Raw genomic sequence first — 15,104 nt, 5'->3', positions numbered from 1 at the left:
AGACCTTTTGACGCTTGCAACGGCGCCCTGCGCAAGACCCACGCTGCACGCATCGACCCACGAGTTGGCCGATTCCAATGTCCGATCCGATGATCCTGATTCCGGCCCGCCTGCGGGCCACGCGCCTGCCCGGCAAGCCACTTGCCGACATCCATGGCGAGCCGATGATCGTGCGGGTCTGGCGGCGCGCTGTCGCGGCCGATATCGGGCCGGTCGCGGTCGCGACGGATTCGCCTGACATCTGCGCGGCCGTCGAGGCCGCCGGCGGTCGTGCCGTAATGACGCGCGACGATCACCCTTCCGGATCGGATCGCATCAAGGAGGCGGCCGACATCCTCGACCCGCAGGGACGCCATGACGTCATCGTCAACGTGCAGGGCGATTTCCCGACGCTCGAACCTGTGGCGATCGCGGCGTCCATGATCCCGCTCGCCGATCCTGAAGTTTCGATCGCGACGCTCGTGGGCCTTATCACCGACGATGAAGAGAAGCTCGCGCCCAGCGTGGTCAAGCTGGTCGGCAGCCATGTCACGCCGGCCCGCTTGCGGGCTCTCTATTTCACGCGCGCCACGGCGCCGTACGGTGAGGGGCCCCTCTACCACCATGTCGGAATCTACGCCTATCGCCGCGCGGCGCTGGATCGCTTCGTCAGCCTGCCGCAATCCATGCTGGAAAAGCGCGAGAGTCTCGAGCAGTTGCGAGCGCTCGAGGACGGCATGCGCATCGACGCGATGATCATCGATCACGTGCCCCGCGGCGTCGACACGCCGCCAGATCTGGATCGCGCCCGCGCGATCCTTGGAACCCACGCCGGAGCCTGAAGCCCATGTCTGTGATCGTGTCCTACCAGGGCGAACCCGGCGCCTTCTCGTCGCAGGCGGCGCTCGCGGTCTTTCCGGATTGCGAACTGCTCCCTTGCGCGACCTTCGAGGATGCGCTGGCAGCGGTCTCCGACGGCACGGCACGTTACGGCATGATCCCGATCGACAACTCGATCGCCGGCCGTGTCGCCGACATTCACCATCTGCTGCCGCGTTCGGGCCTTCACATCATCGGCGAACACTTCCTGCCGATCCGCTTCCACCTGATGGCGGTGAAGGGCGCGACGCTGGCGACGCTGAAGACGGTGCAGAGCCATATCCATGCGCTCGGCCAATGCCGCAAGATCATCCGCAAGCTCGGCCTCAAGGCCGAGGTCGCGGCCGATACGGCCGGCTCTGCCCGCCAGGTCGCGGAAGCAGCCGATCTCAGCCGCGCCGCGATCGCCCCGCGCATCGCGGCGGAGGTCTACGGCCTCGACATTCTCATGGAGGACATCGAGGACGAGAAGCACAACACGACGCGCTTCGTGATCCTCTCGAAATATCCTGAATTCGCCCGCCAGGGTGCCGCCAAGACAGTGACGACGCTGATCTTCCAGGTCCGCAACCTGCCGGCCGCGCTCTACAAGGCGATGGGCGGCTTCGCGACCAACGGCATCAACATGACCAAGCTCGAGAGCTACATGGTTGATGGTCATTTTTCGGCGACGATGTTCTATGCCGATGTCGAGGGGCACCCGGACGATCCGGCGCTGCGGCGCGCGCTCGACGAACTCGCCTTCTTCTCGAAGGAGGTGAAGATCCTCGGCGTCTATCCGGCCAACGCCTTCCGCGAGAGCTTCGCCGAGGCGGGAGAGTAGCGGCGGAGCCTCCTCTCATGGCGCAAGCGACGCAGGTGGTTGGCAGGGAACGCGCGTCGCTCCAGCTCGACCACCTCACCGTCATCGCGCCTGACCTGACCGAGGGCGTGGCGCATGTCAGAGCCTGTCTGGATCTGGATGTTCCGTTCGGCCAGCGCCATCAGTACATGGGCAGCCACAACCACCTGCTTCAGCTCGGCGGCTCGGTCTATCTGGAAATCGTGGCCCTCGATCCAGCGGGCCGTTCGCCCGGGCGGGCGCGCTGGTTCGGTCTGGACGATCAGAAGAGCCTGAGGGCGGCTTGGGACACCGGTCGGCGCCTGCGGGGCTGGGTGGCGCGCACTCATGCCATCGATGCCGTCCTCGCCGGGCGGAGCGCCCTCTTCGGCCGCAAGGTCGCTCTCCCCTTTGGCGCGCCGGTGTTCGACTTCGCGATCCCTGACGATGGCTCGCTGCCTCTCGACGGAGTCCTTCCCTCGCTCATCGACCGGCGAGGCAAGCCGCGTTCGATGGCGACGATGGCCGATCTCGGCGCAAGGCTGGAATCGTTCGTGCTCGAGCATCCGGATCCGGCCGCGATCTCGAAACTCTACGAGGACTTCATCGTCGATCGCCCGCCTGAGATCAGGGCAGGGCCCGAGCTGTGCTATCGGGCGCAAATCGAAACAGCGGCAGGCACGAGAGAGCTGAGCTAGACGCTCTCGCCCTCGACCGCCCAGGCCCTCAGCAGCGTGTTGGCGATGGCGAGGTGCTGCGGGCTGGTGAAGCCGTCGGGATGCGTGCCTTCCAGCATCTGGAGCGCTTCCTCGCGCGAAAACCAGCGGCCCGCCTCGAGTTCGGTCATGTCGAGCACGATGTCGTCGTTGAGCGCAGCCGCGATGCAGCCGATCATCAGCGATGAGGGGAATGGCCAGGGTTGCGAGGCGATGTAGCGGACGGTGCCGACGCGCAGCCCGGCCTCCTCCCAGCTTTCGCGGCGCACCGCATCCTCGAAGGTTTCGCCCGGCTCGATGAAGCCGGCGATGCAGGAATACATCCCCGGAGCGAAGCGGGCCTGCCGCGCCAGCAGGCACCTCTCGCCGTGGGTCACGAGCATGATCACGACCGGGTCGGTGCGTGGGAAATGCTGGGCGCCGCAGGCGCTGCACTCGCGCTTCCAGCCCGAGGCGCCGAGCGTGGTCGGTTGGCCGCACTGGGCGCAGAAGCGATGGCGCGCATGCCAGTCGAGCAGGGCCTTGCCTTCGCCGAGCGGGCCAAGCTCGTCCTCCGGCACGAGGCGCTTCAGCGCGACGGAGCGGAGATCGGTGACGAAGAGTTCCGAGCGCTCGCGCAGCGGCTCGGCCTGCGCCCGGTCGAGCAGTCTCGCGAAGCGCGGGGCGCCGTCTGGCGCCAGCCCCAAGAAGGCCTCTTCGAGCCCGTCACCGAGCAGCTGCGTCTCGCCATGGCTGAACCAGACCGAGAGTGCCTCGCCGTCGAGGCGTTTCAGAATCGGCGTCTCGCCAGCGACGACCGCGATCCGCGTATCCGAGCGATGCCGCAATGCGGAGACCGCATCGGGCTTGTTGCGCAGATCCTCGCGGCGATCGAGCTTGTTGACTGCGAAGCCGGTGAGGGCCGAGCGTTCGCGCGGGCGGGAGGCGTCGTTCATGAGAACCGTCCTAAACCCGCCTCACGCCCTCGCGCAAGCGGACTTCACGCACCGTCCCGGCCGCGTAGCAGGTTGACGATGGCGGAGAAGTCGGCGCCGCCTTCGCCCCAGGCATTGTGAAGGCCGTAGAGCTGCGTCGCGGCGGCGCCAAGCGGCGTCGAGGCGCCGGCGGCCTGCGCCGCTTCCTGCGACAGCTTGAGGTCCTTCAGCATCAGCGCCGAGGCAAATCCGGGCTTGTAGTCGTTGTTCGCGGGCGAGGTCGGGACCGGGCCGGGGACGGGGCAATAGGTCGTCAGCGACCAGCACTGGCCCGACGAAGTCGAGGCGACGTCGAACAGCGCTTGATGCGAGAGGCCGAGCTTCTCCGCCAGCACGAAGGCTTCCGAGACGCCGATCATCGAGATGCCGAGGATCATGTTGTTGCAGATCTTGGCCGCCTGGCCGTTGCCGTCGGCGCCGCAATGCACGATCCGCCGCCCCATCGCCTTCAGGATCGGCTCGCCGAGGGAAAAGGCCTGGTCCGCCCCACCGACCATGAAGGTCAGCGTCGCGCCCTTGGCGCCGCCGGTGCCGCCGGAGACAGGTGCATCGAGCGACAGGCAGCCATGCTGGCCGGCCATCGCATGCGCCTTGCGGGCGCTGTCGACATCGATGGTCGAGCAGTCGATGACCAGGGCGCCCTTCTTCACGGAGGGCAGGGTGTCGGCCCAGACTGAGAGAACGTGCTTGCCGGCCGGCAGCATCGTGATCACGACGTCGGCATCCGTGACGGCGTCCTTCGCCGAACCCGCGATGACGACGCCGAGCTCGGCGGCAGCGTCCTTCGAGGCCTGCACGAGATCGAAGGCGCGCACCTCATGCCCGGCCTTGACGAGATTGCCGGCCATCGGGCCGCCCATATTGCCGAGGCCAATGAAGGCGATGCTGGTCATGGTCGTATCCTCTCGCTTGTAGACCCGTGACGGGCGGCCTTGAGCCGCCCCTCTTCGGACTGAGTTCTCAGTTCCCCTTCGCCCGGCCGACGAGCCCGCGCGCGACGATCATCCGCATGACCTCGTTCGTCCCCTCCAGGATCTGGTGGACGCGGAGATCCCGGACGATCTTCTCGATGCCGTAATCGGCGAGATAGCCATAGCCGCCATGGATCTGCAGGGCCTGGTTGGCGACCTCGAAACCAGTGTCGGTGGCAACGCGCTTGGCCATGGCGCAAAGCTTTGTCGCCTCGGGCGCTTTCGCGTCCAGCGCCGCGGCCGCTCGCCAGAGCAGGCTGCGCGCCGCTTCCAGTTCGATCGCCATGTCCGCGAGCTTGAACTGCAATGCCTGGAAATCGGCGATGCGCGCGCCGAAGGCCTTGCGCTCCTGGGCATAGGCCAGCGCCTTGTCGAGCGCACTCTGGGCGCCGCCAAGCGAGCAGGCGCCGATATTGAGCCGTCCGCCATCGAGCCCGGCCATGGCGATCTTGAAGCCGATGCCTTCCGGACCCAGCCGGTTGGCCACCGGCACGCGGCAGTTCTCGAAGATCACGGCGCGCGTCGGCTGGGCGTTCCAGCCCATCTTCTTCTCGTTTGCGCCGAAGGAGAGGCCCGGCGTGCCCTTCTCGACGACGAGCGTCGAGATGCCGGAAGGGCCGGCCTCGCCGGTGCGCACCATCACGACATAGATGTCGGAGACGCCAGCGCCGGAAATGAATTGCTTCTGCCCGTCGAGAATGTAGTGGTCGCCATCCAGCACAGCCCGGGTCTTCAACGCCGCGGCATCCGAGCCCGCGCCGGGTTCAGTCAGGCAATAGCTCGCCAGATGTTCCATCGTGCAGAGCTTCGGCAGCAAGGCCTTGCGCTGTTCGTCCGAACCATAGCGGTCGATCATCCAGGCGCACATGTTGTGGATCGAGATAAAGGCCGCGACCGTCGGGCAGCCGGTCGAGAGCGCCTCGAAGATCAGCGCCGCATCGAGCCGCGAGAGCCCGGAGCCGCCGACATCGTCCTGGATGTAGATGCCGCCCATGCCGAGTGCGGCGGCGGCGCGCATCTCCTCGATCGGAAAATGCTTCTCCTCGTCCCAGCGCGAAGCGTGAGGCGCGAGCGTATCGGCAGCGAAATCCCGCGCCATGTCGCGGATGGCGATCTGGTCATCGGTGAGAGCGAAGGCGTTCAAGGCTGGCCCTCCTGATCAGTGAGATAGTCCCGTCGCGCAGCCGCGCGCAATCGCGACGAAAGGCAGGGCCTGTTCGCTCCGATCGGGATAGGGAAGGGCCGCCGGCAGATCGCGATGCGCCGGCGGGAGCTTGACGGGCGAGCGCGCAGGAAGCCGGAAGCGACGTTGCGATGATCCGCAGCGCTGGCTTCATGGCCTCCTCCGTGGCTTCGCGTCAGTTCATCGTCGGAATGACGAAGCTGGCGCCATCCTTGATGCCGCTCGGCCAGCGCGCCGTCACGGTCTTGGTCTTGGTGTAGAAGCGGATCGAGTCCGGGCCGTGCTGGTTGAGGTCGCCGAACGAAGAGCGCTTCCAGCCGCCGAAGGTGTAGTAGGCCAGCGGTACCGGGATCGGCACGTTGATGCCGACCATGCCGACCTGGACCTTCGAGGCGAAGTCGCGCGCCGCATCGCCATCGCGGGTGAAGATCGCGGTGCCATTGCCGTATTCGTGGTCGTTGGTGAGCTTCAGCGCCTCGTCATAGCTCTCGGCGCGCAGCACAGAGAGGACCGGTCCGAAGATCTCCTCCTTGTAGATGCGCATGTCCTTGGTGACGTTGTCGAACAGGCAGCCGCCGACATAGAAGCCGTTCTCGTAGCCCTGCATCTTGAAGGCGCGGCCGTCGACGACGAGCTTGGCGCCTTCCTGCACGCCGACATCGACATAGTGCTTGATCTTTTCCATCGCCGCCTTGGTGACGACCGGGCCGTAATCGGCCGCGGTGTCGGTCGAGGGGCCGATCTTCAGGCTCTCGACGCGCGGGATCAGGCGCTTGACGAGCTCGTCGGCCGTACCCTTGCCGACGGGAACCGCGACCGAGATCGCCATGCAGCGCTCGCCGGCCGAGCCGTAGCCGGCACCGATCAGCGCATCGACCGCCTGGTCCATGTCGGCGTCGGGCATGATGATCATGTGGTTCTTGGCGCCGCCGAAGCACTGCACGCGCTTACCCGCCGCGCAGCCGCGGGCATAAATGTACTCCGCGATCGGGGTCGAGCCGACGAAGCCGACGGCCTTGATGTCCGGATCGTCCAGAATGGCGTCGACCGCCTCCTTGTCGCCGTTGACGACATTGAGGATGCCGGGAGGCCCGCCAGCCTCGATGAAGAGTTCGGCGAGGCGCATCGGCACGCCGGGGTCGCGCTCGGACGGCTTCAGGATGAAGGCGTTGCCGCAGGCGATGGCGGGGCCGAGCTTCCAGAGCGGGATCATCGCCGGGAAGTTGAACGGGGTGATGCCGGCGCAGACACCGAGCGGCTGGCGCAGCGAATAGATGTCGATGCCCGGGCCGGCGCCGTCGGTGAACTCGCCCTTCATCAGGTTCGGCACGCCGAGCGAGAACTCGACGACCTCGACGCCGCGCTGGATGTCGCCCTTCGCGTCCGGAATGGTCTTGCCATGCTCGCGGGCGAGCAACTCGGCCAGCTCGTCATTGTTCTGCGCGATCAGGTCGAGGAACTTCATCAGCACGCGGGCGCGGCGCTGCGGGTTGACGGCGGCCCATTTCGGCTGGGCCTCGGCAGCGTTCTCGACGGCGGTGCGCAGTTCGGCGGCAGAGGCCAGCGCGACCTTGCCGATCACCGTGCCGTCCATCGGCTGGTAGATGTCGGCAGTGCGGCCCGAGGTGCCGGCGACATGCTTGCCGCCGATGAAATGACCAACCTGACGCATCGCGTCCTCCCCTACTAATGGTGGTGTCTCGAAATCCGGCTCTCCCCTACCATTCCTGTTTGTGCACGGCTATAGCGACCTTGGATAGGGCGTCGTGCAGAAACACAAATACCGGGGAGCGTTGCGGTGGAGCGGTTCGACTGGGACGACCTGCGCTTTTTCCTCGCCGTGGCCCGCTCGGGGCGGTTGACGGCCGCGGCGCGCCGGCTCGGCGCCGATCACGCCACGGTCTCGCGGCGCATCACCTCGCTGGAGGACTCGCTCAAGGCCAAGCTGTTCGAGCGCCGGCCGCAGGGCTACACGCTGACGGCCCATGGCGAGCGTCTCCTGACCAAGGCCGAGAACATGGAGACCGATGCGCTCGCGATCCAGAGCGACATCGGCGGCGCCGACATGGCGCTGGCCGGAACGGTCCGGATCGGTGCTCCCGACGGCTTCGGCACCACCTTCCTCGCGCCACGTCTGGCCGGGCTCGCCGCCGCCTATCCCGGTCTCGAGCTCCAGCTGATCGCGATGCCGCGCCTGCTCTCGCTGTCGAAGCGTGAGGCCGATGTCGCGATTACGCTCGCCCCGCCCAAGGAGGGCAAGGTCGTGGCCCGCAAGCTCTGCGACTACCGCCTCGGTCTCTATGCGACGCAGGCCTATCTCGATTCGATGCCGCCGGTGACGAAGCCGGAGGACCTCTTCGCCCACCGCATCGTCGGCTATATCGACGACCTGATCTTCACGCCGGAGCTCGACTATCTCGACGAGGTCGCCAAGGGGTTGCGCGCCCAGGTGCAGAGCTCGAGCGTGTTGGCCCAGATGAACGCGGTCGTCGGCGGCGCGGGCATCGGCGTGATCCATCATTTCATGGCCGAGGGCGAGACGCGCCTCGTGCCGGTGCTGCCAGAGACCGTCTCGATCACGCGGTCCTTCTGGCTGCTGGTGCATGCCGATCTGAAGGACGTCGCCCGCGTCCGCGCCATTGTCGATTTCGTGGTGCGCGAGACCAAGGCGAGCCGGGCCCTGCTGATGGGCGAACCGCTCGCGCCTGCGCTTGTTCAGGCCTGAATGCGGTTCCGGCCGGCCTGCTTGGCGACGTAGAGCGCCCGGTCGGCCTTGCGCAGCGCCAGGTCGAGGCTGTCGGCGGCCGTCATCTCCGTGAGGCCGATGGAGACGGTCAGGCCCAGCGTGAGATCGCCGACCGACATGTTCCGGCCCGCCACGCCGGCGCGAACCTCGTCGGTCAGAAGCGCCGCTTCGTTCTCACTCAGGCCGGGAAGCAGCAGCGCGAACTCCTCGCCACCGAGTCGGGCGAGGAGGTGCGGCTGACCCTGGAGCGCCTCGCCGAGATGGCCGGCGAAGATGCGCAGCGCATCGTCGCCCGCATCATGGCCGTGCTCGTCGTTCAGCAGCTTGAAATGGTCGATGTCGAGGATCGCGACGGAGGTCGGCTGGCCGGCCCGGCGGGCCTCGGCGACCATCTTCGGGCCACGCTCGAAGAAATAGCGCCGGTTGAACAGCCCGGTCAGGTAGTCGCGCCAGGCGAGGTCGTGGAGCTGGCGCATCCGCAGCAGCGTTTCGGCATTCGAGGCGATGCGGCACTGCAGCTCTTCCAGCACGAAGGGGCGCGAGATGAAGTCATGCGCGCCGGCCTTCAGGAAGCCGGCCGAGGTGGTGCGGTCGGTCGAGGAGGAGATGCCGATGACCCGCACCTGTTCGGCCGGGTAGCGCCGGCGGATGCGGCGGGCCAGTTCGTAGCCGTCCATGTCCGGCATGTTGTAGTCGGAGACGACGAGCCGGATCTCCTGGTCCTTTTCCAGCATGGCCAGCGCGTCGGCGCCGGAACCGACCTCGACGACGGTGTATTGCTGGCTGGTCAGCATCTGCCCGAGCAGCCGGCGCGTCGTCGTCATGTCGTCGACGACGAGGATGCGGGTCTCGCGATTGGTCAGCGCGCGCTTGACCGAGTTGACGAGGTTGCCGAGCGCGAACTCGGAATCCTTCAGCACGTAGTCGAAGACCTCGCGCTCCATGATGCGGGCGCGCGTCGCGGTGTCGAAGCTTCCCGTGAAGACGATGGTCGGAATGCCGTGGCTCACCGTCCAGTCGAGCGCCTCGCCATCGGGCGCGTCGGGGAGGTTGAGATCGACGACCGCGATTGCATAGCCTTCCTGGTCGCGCAGGATGGCGTTGCTGAGATCCTTCAGGCAGCCGCAGCTCGTGACCTTGAGACCAGTCTCCGCCTCGATCATCTGGCGCAGCGCGATCGAAAAGGTCCTGGAATCCTCGACGACGAGGACCCGGCGTTTGTCCTGCGGGCGGAAGAGCGGCTGCCGTTCCGCGGTGCGCTGATTCATGGGACCGTCCTGCAAGGCGCTAGCGCGCCATGGTCGAGACGCCTCAGCCGGCACACGGCGGTTGCCGGGCTGACGCATGGCCAACCTCTAACCATTGGGTGGTTAACGGTACCTTGTACTCGCGGTCCCCTGCGGGGTTGCCCGATCCGTCAGATCCGCCAAGGCAGCACGTTGCCGGGCAGCCGCTTCGCCGCGAGGTCGAGGGCCAGCATGGCCGCGAGGATGACGGCCGACGCGCTGATCGCGATGGCGGCTGCCTCGCCCGCGAGCCCGGCCTCCTTCAGCGAGAACAGGACGACGCCGAGCGTCTCCGTGCCCGACGACCACAGCAGAGCCGAGACGGTGAGTTCGTTGAAGGCGACGAGGAACACCATCAGCGCACTGACCATCGCGGCCGGGGCGAGGATCGGCGCTACGATGAAGCGCAGCATCTGCCAGAGGGTGACGCCGTCGAGTTTGGCCGCCTCCTCGTGATGCGCCTCGATCTGCTCCATCGCGGCCAGCGGCGCCTTCAGCGCCAACGGCAGGAAACGCGCCAGATAGGCGAATAGGATGATGAAAGGCGTCGCATAGATGCTGACCCCGAGCAGTGGCAGCGGCTTCAGGAACATCAGGATGCAGGCGATGGCGAGCACCACGCCGGGCAGGGCGTAGGGCAGTTCGATCACAACCTCGACGGCGCGCCTGAGCTTGCCCATGCGCCGCTCCAGCGCATAGGCGAAGGCGATCGAGATCAGTGCGAGGATGACTGCGGCGCTGCCGGCGAACAGGAAGGAGTTGCGGAAGGCGCGCATCGTCACGTCCTGCCGGATCAGCACTTCCGCGAACTTGTCGAAGGTCAGGCTCTGCCAGCTCAGCGCCACGCCGAGCGCCGGCGTCAGGGCCTCGCTGAGTAGCGCCAGGAAGGGCAGGCCGAGCTTGATCGCGAGCAGGAGCCAAAGTCCCCCCGTGACGAACGGTCGCGCCCGGCCGAGCTGCCAGAAGGGCTGCAGCGGTCGCTCGATCTCGATCTTGCCGCGAGCGCGTCGCGTCGCCAGCATGCCGGCGACGATGCCGAGACCCGCTACCAGCGCGACCAGGATCGACAGCGCCGCAGCATCGGGCAGGCCGGCCGGGCCGAAGCTCGACAGCCGCCGGTAGATCAGTGTCGGTAGCGTGAGATAGTTCACCGGCAGGCCGAGCAGCGCCGGGATGCCGAAGTTGCCGACGCCCGCGACGAAGGCGAGCAGGGCCGCCGCGGCGATCTGCGGCCGCAGCACTGGCAGAAGGATGCGCGCGACGATGCTGCCGGGGCCGGCGCCTTCCATCTGCGCGGCTTCGATCAGGGACTGCGGCACGCTGCGCAGGCCGGTCCAGAGCGTGATCGCGACGAGTGGGGCGTGGTGCAGCGCCATCACCAGCGCGATGCCGCCCCGCCCGAGCAGCGGATTCGGCGTGCCAGGCGCCGGCGACAGACCGATGAAGGCGAGGATCGGTGAATGCGGCGCGAACAGGCTCAGGAAGGCGAGCGCCGCGACCTGTGGCGCGATCATCATCGAGAAGACGAGCGCGAATGCGATCGGCCGCTTGCCGCGGACATCGGTGACGCTGAGCAGGATCGCCGCGCTGCCGCCGATCAGCAATGCGCCCAGCGCCGACAATCCGGCCGTTTCGAGCGTGTGCAGCGTCGCATTGACGGCCGCGCGGCTGCCGATCTCGGCCAGCGCCGCGTCCGGCGCGAACTGCCAGCCCGGCGCGAACGCGGCCGCGACCAGTCGCAGGAACGGCCAGCCGCCGAGCAGCATCGCGCAGGCCGCCACCAGCACCGGCAGCCCGAGACCGGCCGGAAGGCCAAGGCCCCGCCACGAAGGGCGGGGCCTGCTCTCCTGCCAGTCGGTATGGGCGGCGAGCGTCACTCGAAGATCGCGCTGAAGCGCTTGCGCGACGCAGCCTCGTCCGCCAGCGCCTTGGCGGCGTCGAACGGCATCAGCTTGATCGCGGCGCGGTCGGGATAGCCGGCGGGCAGCGCGACATCGGGATGAGCCGCGACATAGCCCTGCTTCAGGGCGAGCGCCTGGCCATCCTTCGAGATCAGGAAGTCGACGAAGGCCTTGGCGGCCTCGGGGTTCTTGCTGGCCTTGAGGATCGCGACCGGCTCGCTGACGGCCGAAACGCCTTCGCTCGGGAAGACGAACTCGACAGGCGCGCCCTTGGCCTTCTCGCGGATCGGCATGAAGTCGACGATCATCCCGTAGAGCTTCTCGCCCGTTGCGACCTGACGGAGGATGTCGCCATTGGCGCCGGCAGCAAGCGCGCCGTTCTTCTGCAGGGCCTCGTAGAAGCCCCAGCCGCTCGGCAGGCTGCCGGTCAGCGTGATCGTGTGTATCATCGCGGCGCCGGAATTGAGCGGGCTCGGCATCGCCAGCAGGTTCTTGGCCTCGGCCTTGGTCAGGTCGAGCCAGCTCGTCGGCTTCATCGTCGCCTTGGTATTGTAGACGATGCCGGTGGTGATCAGCTTGGTAGCGAACCAGAACTTCGCCGGGTCGTGGATGCCGGCCGGATAGGCGGCGACGTCGGCCTTGTCATGGGCCAGCAGCCGGTCTTCCTTCTTCAGGCCTTCCATGGTCACCGCATCGGCGATCAGCAGCAGGTCGGCCTGCGGCGCGCCGGCCTCGAACTCGGCGCGCAGCTTGGCCATCACGCGCGGCGTGCCGTCACGCACGAAGCTGATATCGACCTTCGGATACTTCGCCTTGAAGGCGTCGATGGTCTGCTGCGCATCGGTGTTGGGCTGGCTGGTGTAGAGCACGAGCTTGCCTTCGACCGCCATGGCGGGAAAGGCTCCCAGGGCGAGGGCAGCGGTGATGATCGCGATCGGCGCCTTGTGACGCATGAAACTCTCCTTTGCGCGTGCCCCGACGGGCTTCGCGCTGGCGGTAGTCTCCGCATATGACATATCCATGAAGGTCACGTCATATGCTTGCCGAGGCGCGCAGGCCAGACCTGCCTCATCCTTCGGCGGGAATGCAGGGCCGCCCTGCCGCCGGAAAGCTTGACCCCGCGCATCCTGCGGCCCACGTTCCGCCCCACCCATGCATTTGACCGTGACGAGATCGACATGACCGCCTCCAAGCTCGACCAGCTCCGCAAGATGACCACGGTCGTCGCCGATACCGGCGATATCGAAGCGGTGCGCCGGCTCAAGCCCGTCGATTGCACGACCAACCCGACTCTGATTCTGAAGGCCGTCGAGACTCCCGCCTATGCCGGGCTCGTCGACGAAGCGATCGCCTGGGGCAAGAAGGCCGGCAGCGGCGACAAGGCCGTCCATGCGGTCTGCGACCGGCTGGCCGTCACCTTCGGTGCCGAGCTGACCAAGATCGTGCCCGGCCGGGTTTCGACCGAGGTCGACGCCGATCTCTCCTTCGACACGGCCGCGACGATCGACAAGGCGCGCGCCATCATCGCCGCCTACAAGGAGCGCGGCATCGAGAAGGATCGCATCCTGATCAAGATCGCCTCGACCTGGGAGGGTATCCAGGCCGCCAAGGTGCTGCAGGCCGAGGGCATCGACTGCAACCTGACGCTGCTGTTCAGCCTGCCGCAGGCTGTCGTCTGCGCCGAGGCGAACGCCTTCCTAATCTCGCCCTTCGTCGGCCGCATTCTCGACTGGCACGTCAAGGCCGGCGGCGGCCCCTACACGGCCGAGACCGATCCGGGGGTGGTCTCGGTGAAGAGCATCTATGCCTACTACAAGACCTTCGGCATCAAGACGGTCGTGATGGGGGCATCCTTCCGCAACACCGGGGAGATCGAGGCGCTGGCCGGCTGCGACCGGCTGACCATCGGGCCGGGCCTGCTCGACGAGCTGGCCGCCGCGACGGGCGATCTGCCGCGCCGCCTCTCCCCGGCCTCGTCGCCGCAGGTGGCCTCCGGCTTCAACAAGCGATTGGGCTTCGACGAGAAGGCCTTCCGCTTCGCCATGAACGAGGATGCGATGGGCACGGAGAAGCTCGCGGAAGGCATTCGCGGCTTCGTCAAGGATCTGAACAACCTGCGCAAGCTCGTCGCCGCGAGGCTCGCCTAACTATGCCGCGCCCCGCGGCCTCCGGTCTTTCGGGCACCTGCGCGACCGATTGAGCCGCTCATACGCGAGGATCATTGACGCACGCCCGGCGTCGGGCTTCTGATGCTGCCGTTAGGTCGTCAGAGCGGCGCCGGTCGTCGGCGCCCCCGAACGGGGAGTTCGCGCCATGAGCCAGCAGACACCAATCGAGCATGCTGCCCCCTCGCTCGGCAGCCAGCTCGTGCCGCTTCGTCGCAACTGGGGCTGGCTGATGGCGGGAGGTGCCGCGCTCGTCCTGCTCGGCATCGTCGGTCTGGGCTCCGCGACGCTGCTCAGCGTCGCGAGCGCCATCTGGTTCGGCGCAATGATGCTGGTCGGTGGCGTCATCGTGCTGTTCGGCGCGTTTCGCAGCGAGGGCTGGCGCGGTGTCCTGCTCAACACACTGATCGGCCTGCTCTATCTCGGCGTCGGCATCTTCACCTTGGTCAACCCGGTGGCCGCGACGGCCTCGCTGACGCTGTTCGTCGGTGTGGCGCTGCTCGCGACCGGCATCCTGCGCGTCGTCGTCGGGCTGCAGAACCGGCAATTGCGCTTCTGGGCCTGGGTCGTGATCTCCGGCCTGCTGTCGCTGCTGCTCGGCGCCATGATCCTCTTCCAGTGGCCCGCTTCCAGCCTCTGGGTGCTCGGCACCTTCCTGGCGATCGAGCTGATCTTCCAGGGGATCGGCATCATGGCGCTGGCCCGAGCGATCCGCTCCACCTTCGACGGAAGCGCTGTGCGAAAGGCCTGATAGCCGCTTGAGCCCGCCCCGATTGGGGAGGGCGCTGTCTCGCTGTAGCGCGGTCTCAGCGTTCAGCTTGATCCACGCCGACGGTATCCGGCGCCAGCACCGTCCGGCTCTTCTGACGCGGCTTCTCACGACGAGGCGTGTCCTGACGCTCGGTTTTCGGGGCGGTGTCGGCCTGAGCCGTTACAGCCGGCTTCGGCGGAGCGGAGACCGGGTCGAAGAAGCTGCGGCCGCTGGCCGCCGCCGCTTCGAGCTGGTGCTTCCAGCCCTTGGCGTCCTTGCCGCCAAGGGCTGTGAAATCGGCACGGCGGTTGTCGTCGCTGCCGCGCCCGCCCTGATAGACCATCACGCCATTCGCGGTGACGACGATGTCGCCGCGCCGCAGCGTCGGATCCTTAAGATACCAGCTCGGATCGTTCGCCGGATCGAGCTGGACGACCGGAGGCTTTGGCTTCGAGGAGACCTCGGGAGCCTTCGGCCGCGGGGCACGGTGCTGCATCGGCTCGTCATATTCGTAGATTGGCGTCGCCCGCAGACGGGGGCCGCCGCCGAACAGGGCACGGCCCAGTTCTTCGAACAGATTTGCCGCCTGGGCCCCAGGCGCACCGGCGACGGCGAACGCCGCCACCATCCCGAACACCGCCACACGCCGCGCAAACATCACCGTCGTCCTCTGCTCACCGACCTGCTGTCGGTTCAACGTCTGATGGTCGCAAATGGTTCAGCGCGGGTTCAC

General features: G+C 67.2%; 13 protein-coding genes and 1 pseudogene. 6 read left to right on the top strand and 8 right to left on the bottom strand.

Annotation, left to right across the window (positions count from 1 at the left end):
- The first annotated feature begins 77 nt into the window (after positions 1-77).
- From VGN82_RS20865 to VGN82_RS20855, 3 genes are read left to right on the top strand one after another with little or no spacing between them, the layout of a single operon-like run.
- Positions 78-821: a 3-deoxy-manno-octulosonate cytidylyltransferase gene (locus tag VGN82_RS20865; protein WP_327528961.1), complete on the top strand. Its 744-nt coding sequence runs from the start codon at positions 78-80 to the stop codon at positions 819-821.
- Positions 822-826: 5 nt separating this feature from the next.
- Positions 827-1,681 carry a prephenate dehydratase gene (locus VGN82_RS20860; protein ID WP_327528960.1) on the top strand — a complete coding sequence of 285 codons (855 nt, stop codon included), beginning with the start codon at positions 827-829 and terminating at the stop codon, positions 1,679-1,681.
- Positions 1,682-1,698: 17 nt separating this feature from the next.
- Complete coding sequence (locus VGN82_RS20855) at positions 1,699-2,376, top strand: VOC family protein (protein WP_327528959.1); 678 nt, start codon at positions 1,699-1,701, stop codon at positions 2,374-2,376.
- On the opposite strand, the gene nudC is transcribed toward VGN82_RS20855, so the two are convergent.
- The 4 genes and pseudogenes from nudC to VGN82_RS20835 form a co-directional block, all read right to left on the bottom strand.
- Positions 2,373-3,329, bottom strand: coding sequence for an NAD(+) diphosphatase (gene nudC, locus VGN82_RS20850; RefSeq protein ID WP_327528958.1), 957 nt, complete (start codon positions 3,327-3,329; stop codon positions 2,373-2,375). The two genes, VGN82_RS20855 and nudC, sit on opposite strands and share 4 nt — an antisense overlap.
- Positions 3,330-3,373: 44 nt before the next feature.
- Positions 3,374-4,315: pseudogene (gene mmsB, locus VGN82_RS20845) on the bottom strand (3-hydroxyisobutyrate dehydrogenase); the annotation flags it as partial.
- A 13-nt stretch (positions 4,316-4,328) separates the two neighbouring features.
- Positions 4,329-5,483: an isobutyryl-CoA dehydrogenase gene (locus tag VGN82_RS20840; RefSeq protein ID WP_327528957.1), complete on the bottom strand. Its 1,155-nt coding sequence runs from the start codon at positions 5,481-5,483 to the stop codon at positions 4,329-4,331.
- A 214-nt stretch (positions 5,484-5,697) separates the two neighbouring features.
- Positions 5,698-7,194, bottom strand: a complete 1,497-nt coding sequence (locus tag VGN82_RS20835; protein ID WP_327528956.1) for a CoA-acylating methylmalonate-semialdehyde dehydrogenase — start codon at positions 7,192-7,194, stop codon at positions 5,698-5,700.
- A gap of 126 nt (positions 7,195-7,320) precedes the next feature.
- Here VGN82_RS20835 and VGN82_RS20830 point away from each other — a divergent pair, with 126 nt between their 5' ends.
- Positions 7,321-8,247 carry a LysR family transcriptional regulator gene (locus VGN82_RS20830; protein WP_327528955.1) on the top strand — a complete coding sequence of 309 codons (927 nt, stop codon included), beginning with the start codon at positions 7,321-7,323 and terminating at the stop codon, positions 8,245-8,247.
- On the opposite strand, the gene VGN82_RS20825 is transcribed toward VGN82_RS20830, so the two are convergent.
- From VGN82_RS20825 to VGN82_RS20815, 3 genes are all read right to left on the bottom strand, one after another.
- Positions 8,238-9,536, bottom strand: a complete 1,299-nt coding sequence (locus VGN82_RS20825) for a GGDEF domain-containing response regulator (RefSeq protein ID WP_327528954.1) — start codon at positions 9,534-9,536, stop codon at positions 8,238-8,240. The genes VGN82_RS20830 and VGN82_RS20825 overlap by 10 nt on opposite strands.
- Positions 9,537-9,685: 149 nt before the next feature.
- Positions 9,686-11,431, bottom strand: a complete 1,746-nt coding sequence (locus tag VGN82_RS20820; RefSeq protein WP_327528953.1) for an ABC transporter permease — start codon at positions 11,429-11,431, stop codon at positions 9,686-9,688.
- Positions 11,428-12,408 carry an ABC transporter substrate-binding protein gene (locus VGN82_RS20815; protein WP_327528952.1) on the bottom strand — a complete coding sequence of 327 codons (981 nt, stop codon included), beginning with the start codon at positions 12,406-12,408 and terminating at the stop codon, positions 11,428-11,430. Before VGN82_RS20815 ends, VGN82_RS20820 begins: the two co-directional genes overlap by 4 nt.
- Before the next feature lie 225 nt (positions 12,409-12,633).
- Here VGN82_RS20815 and tal point away from each other — a divergent pair, with 225 nt between their 5' ends.
- Together tal and VGN82_RS20805 are read left to right on the top strand one after the other, a co-directional pair.
- Positions 12,634-13,602 (top strand): transaldolase, encoded by a 969-nt coding sequence (gene tal, locus VGN82_RS20810; RefSeq protein ID WP_327528951.1) that lies wholly within the window; start codon positions 12,634-12,636, stop codon positions 13,600-13,602.
- A gap of 166 nt (positions 13,603-13,768) precedes the next feature.
- Entirely contained in the window at positions 13,769-14,371 is a 603-nt protein-coding gene (locus VGN82_RS20805; protein WP_327528950.1) for an HdeD family acid-resistance protein, read from the top strand.
- A gap of 55 nt (positions 14,372-14,426) precedes the next feature.
- Here VGN82_RS20805 and VGN82_RS20800 read toward each other — a convergent pair whose 3' ends face one another.
- Positions 14,427-15,029 (bottom strand): hypothetical protein, encoded by a 603-nt coding sequence (locus VGN82_RS20800; RefSeq protein ID WP_327528949.1) that lies wholly within the window; start codon positions 15,027-15,029, stop codon positions 14,427-14,429.
- Positions 15,030-15,104 lie beyond the last annotated feature (75 nt).

Origin of the sequence: Allobosea sp., from assembly GCF_035999205.1 — a bacterium.
Lineage (GTDB): Bacteria > Pseudomonadota > Alphaproteobacteria > Rhizobiales > Beijerinckiaceae > Allobosea.
Note: the sequence above shows the minus strand (reverse complement) of the source record. Positions and strands in the feature narration are given on the sequence as shown.

Coding starts and splice junctions, on each gene's coding strand:
- VGN82_RS20815 (WP_327528952.1), bottom strand. CDS start 12,408: ATGCGTCACAAGGCGCCGATCGCGATCATCACCGCTGCCCTCGCCCTG.
- tal (WP_327528951.1), top strand. CDS start 12,634: ATGACCGCCTCCAAGCTCGACCAGCTCCGCAAGATGACCACGGTCGTC.
- VGN82_RS20800 (WP_327528949.1), bottom strand. CDS start 15,029: ATGTTTGCGCGGCGTGTGGCGGTGTTCGGGATGGTGGCGGCGTTCGCC.
- VGN82_RS20825 (WP_327528954.1), bottom strand. CDS start 9,536: ATGAATCAGCGCACCGCGGAACGGCAGCCGCTCTTCCGCCCGCAGGAC.
- nudC (WP_327528958.1), bottom strand. CDS start 3,329: ATGAACGACGCCTCCCGCCCGCGCGAACGCTCGGCCCTCACCGGCTTC.
- VGN82_RS20865 (WP_327528961.1), top strand. CDS start 78: ATGTCCGATCCGATGATCCTGATTCCGGCCCGCCTGCGGGCCACGCGC.
- VGN82_RS20860 (WP_327528960.1), top strand. CDS start 827: ATGTCTGTGATCGTGTCCTACCAGGGCGAACCCGGCGCCTTCTCGTCG.
- VGN82_RS20835 (WP_327528956.1), bottom strand. CDS start 7,194: ATGCGTCAGGTTGGTCATTTCATCGGCGGCAAGCATGTCGCCGGCACC.
- VGN82_RS20805 (WP_327528950.1), top strand. CDS start 13,769: ATGAGCCAGCAGACACCAATCGAGCATGCTGCCCCCTCGCTCGGCAGC.
- VGN82_RS20855 (WP_327528959.1), top strand. CDS start 1,699: ATGGCGCAAGCGACGCAGGTGGTTGGCAGGGAACGCGCGTCGCTCCAG.